The organism is Bradyrhizobium uaiense (assembly GCF_010811875.1).
Taxonomy (GTDB): Bacteria; Pseudomonadota; Alphaproteobacteria; order Rhizobiales; family Xanthobacteraceae; genus Bradyrhizobium; species Bradyrhizobium uaiense.
On record NZ_VKHP01000423.1, the window covers coordinates 1 to 3,734 of the forward strand.

Below are 3,734 nucleotides of genomic sequence, written 5' to 3' on the forward strand. Positions count from 1 at the left end.
TACGCGACTTCACCCCTCCTTGTTCGCGCGCATCGCGCTCTCGAACCTGTCGCCGAACTCGGAGAGCTCGTCGGCGCCGAGATCGCTGACCGCCCAGTAGTTCAGGCCGCGGTCGCTCCAGCGGCGGATGTTGAAGCCCTGCAAGGTCGAGGTCTGCGCCGCCTTCCGTTCAGTGCTCGCGGTCTGCGCCACGAACAGATTGATCACGTGCTGACGCCGCTTGTAGACCACGGCGCCGATCTCGCGGGCGTTGACGTAGTCGAGCCGGCCGCCGATCAGGGTAAAGCCCTGCGCGGTGAGGTCGATCACCGGCGGCGAGACGTCGAGCTTGCCGTTGAACCACGGCTTCACGGTGTGCTGATCGGTCGAGACCACGTCGATCAGGTGGCCGGCCTGCAGCGAGCGCAGATGCGCCGACACCACCTCGTTCTCGATGCGCTGCTCGTCATCGTTGCGCAGCACGATCGCGATCAGCCCCGTCGCGGCTATCGCCGATACCGCCGAGCCCATCGCAAAGCCGCGCAGCACCGAGCGCCGGGTTGGTGCAGCTTGGGGCTGCGGCAGCGCCTTCTCGATCTTGCGGCGCAGCTCGAGCGGCGCCTTGTAGCGCACGTCGCTCTCGGCGATCGCCTGGCGGATCTCCTGATACTCCTTCATGAGAGCGGCACAATGCGCGCACCCCTCGACATGGGCTTCCACTTCGCGCGCATGGCCGGCATCGAGTTCGCCGTCGATCAGCGCGTGGATCAGCACTTCGGCTTCCTCGCAGGTCATTTCACTTGCTCCTGTTCCGCAAGCCAGGCTGATCGCAGCATGGCGCGGGCGCGCGCGAGACGCGACATCACGGTGCCGACCGGCACGGCTGCGACATCGGCGATCTCGCGGTATGATAGATTCTGGATTTCCCTGAGCACGAAGGTCTCGCGGAACGGCTCGGCCAGCGCCGCGACCAGCTTGCGCACGGTGTCGCCGTCGAAACGGCGCAGCAGCTGCTTTTCCGGGGTCTCCGGGGCTTCATTCCACAGCGGGGTCTGCTCGCCGCCCTCGGGCAGCTCCTCGACCGCGGTGGGAGCGGTCTTGCGCCGTGCGTATTCGGCGCGGCAGACATTGCGCAGGATCGCGAACAGCCAGGGCTTCATCGCGGGTCCGCGGTAGCTGTCGAAGTGCTTGTAGGCGCGCAGATAGCATTCCTGCACCGCATCCTCGGCGTCGGCGGCATCGCGCAGCAGATAGCGCGCCAGGGTGTAGGCGTCGTCAAGGTAGGGCAGCGCGGCGTCGCGGAAGCGTCGCGCCTTCTCGGGATCGTCTTGCGACGCGTTGACAACCATCTTGTTCTGCCCGGCATGTCGAGAGACGGCTTGTGCCCGGGCGGGGGCTGTGGGCCACCGACCGGGCATGGCTGTGATCGCATGGGTAGTCACGTTACCCAACCTTGATACTGCCTGTCATGTGCGGATGCAGCGAGCAGAAATACTTGTACTCGCCGGGCTCCGTGAAGGTGAACGAGAAGGTGCCGTCGGTATCCATAGTCTTGGAGCGGAATTTGCCCGCACACACCACGGTGTGCGGGATGTCGTCGCGGTTGGTCCATGTCACGGTGGTGCCGACCTTCACGTCGAGCGGGTTCGGCGTGAATGAGAAATTGTCGATATGGACCGCGGTGTCTTCGGCGCGGGCCGCCGTGACCGGCAGCAACATGGTCGCGACCACGGCAATACCGAAGTCGCGTCGATTGATCGTAATCATCGGTCTCTTCCTCAGCCCTGTCCGTTAGCCTTGCAGCGGCGTGTCGATGATGGCCAGCGGCTGGCTGTTCTGCTTGAAGTTGATGCTGGCGACGCCGAGCATGCTGCGCAGCTTGGCATCCTCGACCTTCATCGGACCGGGTGAGGGGGCGGCACCCGGCGCCGGCTGCGGGAAGGCAGTCGAACGCGCGGTGTGGAAGGTGACGTTGCCCTCGACCTTCTGCATCACCTGGTGGATGTGGCCGTTGAGCACGGTGACCGAGCCGAAGCCCTTGACGTATTCCAGCGCGCGGGCGCCGTCCTCGGTGCCCCAGCCCCATTGCGGATAGACCGTCCACAGCGGGATGTGGGCGAACAGCACGATCGGCGTCGACTTGGAGCGGCCCTTGAGGTCGTTCTCCAGCCATTCGAGCTGCTCGTTGCCGAGATTGCCGAGGCCGCCGCCCTTGAGGTCGACGACGTTGACGAGACCGACGAAGTGCACGCCGCCGGCGTCGAAGGAATAGTAGCCCGGACCCTTGGTGCCCTTGCCGTAACGCTCCTTGTAGAGCTTGACCTCCTCGTCGATGAAGTCGTGCTCGCCCGGCACGTAGTGCACGTCGAGCTTGGCCTGCGAGATGATGCGATCGGCGTCGTCGAATTCGGACGCCTTCGACAGATGCGTGATGTCGCCGGTATGGATCATGAAGGACGGCTTGACCTGCATCGCCCGCACCTTGTTGATGGCCTCCTCCAGCGTGCCGATGGCATTCGGGTTGGCCGGCTTGTCGAAGCCGACATGGCTGTCGCTGATCTGCATGAAGGTCATGCCGGGCGCCGCTTCCGCCGCCGCGGCCGAGCCGACGATGCCGAGCGAGTGCGGTATGCCGCCGGTAACGGTCCACAGCACGCCGGTGCCGGCCCAGGTCATGCATTCCAGCACCTTGCGTCGGCTGACGCCTTTTTCCTCGTCGTGATGGTCGTGATCGTGTCCGTGTCCGCTCATGGCAAGTCTCCCGTGGGCCCAGGGATTGGGTTTCCGGGGAGTTGATCGGCGGGGCCGGGGCTTTATTCCCGGGGTTTTGGAGGGGGTTGAGGGCTGGGATGACGATTTTGTGAGGCCCGAAAGCCGGCTGCATCGTCGGCGGGCATAAGAGGCCGCGCGATAGGTGGACGCAAGGGCTGCGGCATTGAAGCGCCGGGGCCCGCAACGCTATCGACCGAGCAAACCACTGATCGGTCGGAGGAAAACACGGCTGACGTCACCGGCGGCTGCGGAGCGGCTGCGCTGGATGGAAGCGGCACATGAGCTGCCGACCTTCGACCGCTTTCCGCCATCGACATGACCGGCGGCCGGTCAATGCAGCGGTGTTTCGGCAGTGCGAACATGCGCGCCGCAGCACCGAAGCGTCTGCAACATAGATGAACGGCCGCAACAAAGCTGTCTTGCAGCCGTCAGCATAATGTCAGCGCTGCTGCGTAAGAATGATGGACTTCATTCGCCACACCGGGAGATCACCATGAGCGACCACGCAGGCGTTGAGCATCATCACAAGGCAGCCGAGCATCACGAGCACGCGGCGCGTCATCACCGCGAAGCGGCCAAGCACCACGAAGCCGGCGATCACCACAAGGCGGCGCACCACGCCCACAGCGCCCATGGTCACGCCAGCCATGCCCAGCATCACCACACCGAGGCGAGCCGGCATCACGCCGAGCACCACGGCAACCACTAACGATAGTTCCAGTACTGCGTGAGTGGCTTACGCCGTCCCCGCAAGGGGACGGCGATTTCTTTTGGGTCTGCTCGGCCAGACCGCCACGTTATCGCCTGATCAGAAGCGCCGACGCGGCGCTTGCCGCGCACAGGCACGCGACAATCGGAAAGGAGATCGGGGTTGCAGGAGTGCACCATGAAGCGGCCGATCAGCGGCTCGGCCATGCCTGTGCAGACAACCGCGGTGAACTTGGGGAGGCAGGACGCCGCGTCGGACAGGTGCCGGAGGACGG

General features: G+C 64.9%; 6 protein-coding genes. All 6 read right to left on the reverse strand.

The features are described 5' to 3' along the window. Positions 1 to 9: 9 nt before the first annotated feature. Complete coding sequence (locus FNJ47_RS45140) at positions 10 to 774, reverse strand: anti-sigma factor family protein (protein WP_163163125.1); 765 nt, start codon at positions 772 to 774, stop codon at positions 10 to 12. Continuing rightward, on the reverse strand, positions 771 to 1,328 hold the full coding sequence (locus FNJ47_RS45145) for a sigma-70 family RNA polymerase sigma factor (protein ID WP_163163127.1): 558 nt from the start codon (positions 1,326 to 1,328) through the stop codon (positions 771 to 773). Before FNJ47_RS45145 ends, FNJ47_RS45140 begins: the two co-directional genes overlap by 4 nt. A gap of 94 nt (positions 1,329 to 1,422) precedes the next feature. Then, entirely contained in the window at positions 1,423 to 1,746 is a 324-nt protein-coding gene (locus tag FNJ47_RS45150; RefSeq protein WP_163163129.1) for a cupredoxin domain-containing protein, read from the reverse strand. 24 nt (positions 1,747 to 1,770) lie between these two features. Then, on the reverse strand, positions 1,771 to 2,730 hold the full coding sequence (locus FNJ47_RS45155; protein ID WP_163163131.1) for a metallophosphoesterase family protein: 960 nt from the start codon (positions 2,728 to 2,730) through the stop codon (positions 1,771 to 1,773). A gap of 460 nt (positions 2,731 to 3,190) precedes the next feature. Beyond that, on the reverse strand, positions 3,191 to 3,457 hold the full coding sequence (locus FNJ47_RS45160; protein WP_163163133.1) for a hypothetical protein: 267 nt from the start codon (positions 3,455 to 3,457) through the stop codon (positions 3,191 to 3,193). Continuing rightward, positions 3,457 to 3,734, reverse strand: a 278-nt coding sequence (locus tag FNJ47_RS50720; protein WP_206685408.1) for a hypothetical protein, incomplete at its 5' end; no start/stop codon positions are given. The genes FNJ47_RS50720 and FNJ47_RS45160, both read right to left, overlap by 1 nt.

Coding starts and splice junctions, on each gene's coding strand:
- FNJ47_RS45140 (WP_163163125.1), bottom strand. CDS start 774: ATGACCTGCGAGGAAGCCGAAGTGCTGATCCACGCGCTGATCGACGGC.
- FNJ47_RS45145 (WP_163163127.1), bottom strand. CDS start 1,328: ATGGTTGTCAACGCGTCGCAAGACGATCCCGAGAAGGCGCGACGCTTC.
- FNJ47_RS45150 (WP_163163129.1), bottom strand. CDS start 1,746: ATGATTACGATCAATCGACGCGACTTCGGTATTGCCGTGGTCGCGACC.
- FNJ47_RS45155 (WP_163163131.1), bottom strand. CDS start 2,730: ATGAGCGGACACGGACACGATCACGACCATCACGACGAGGAAAAAGGC.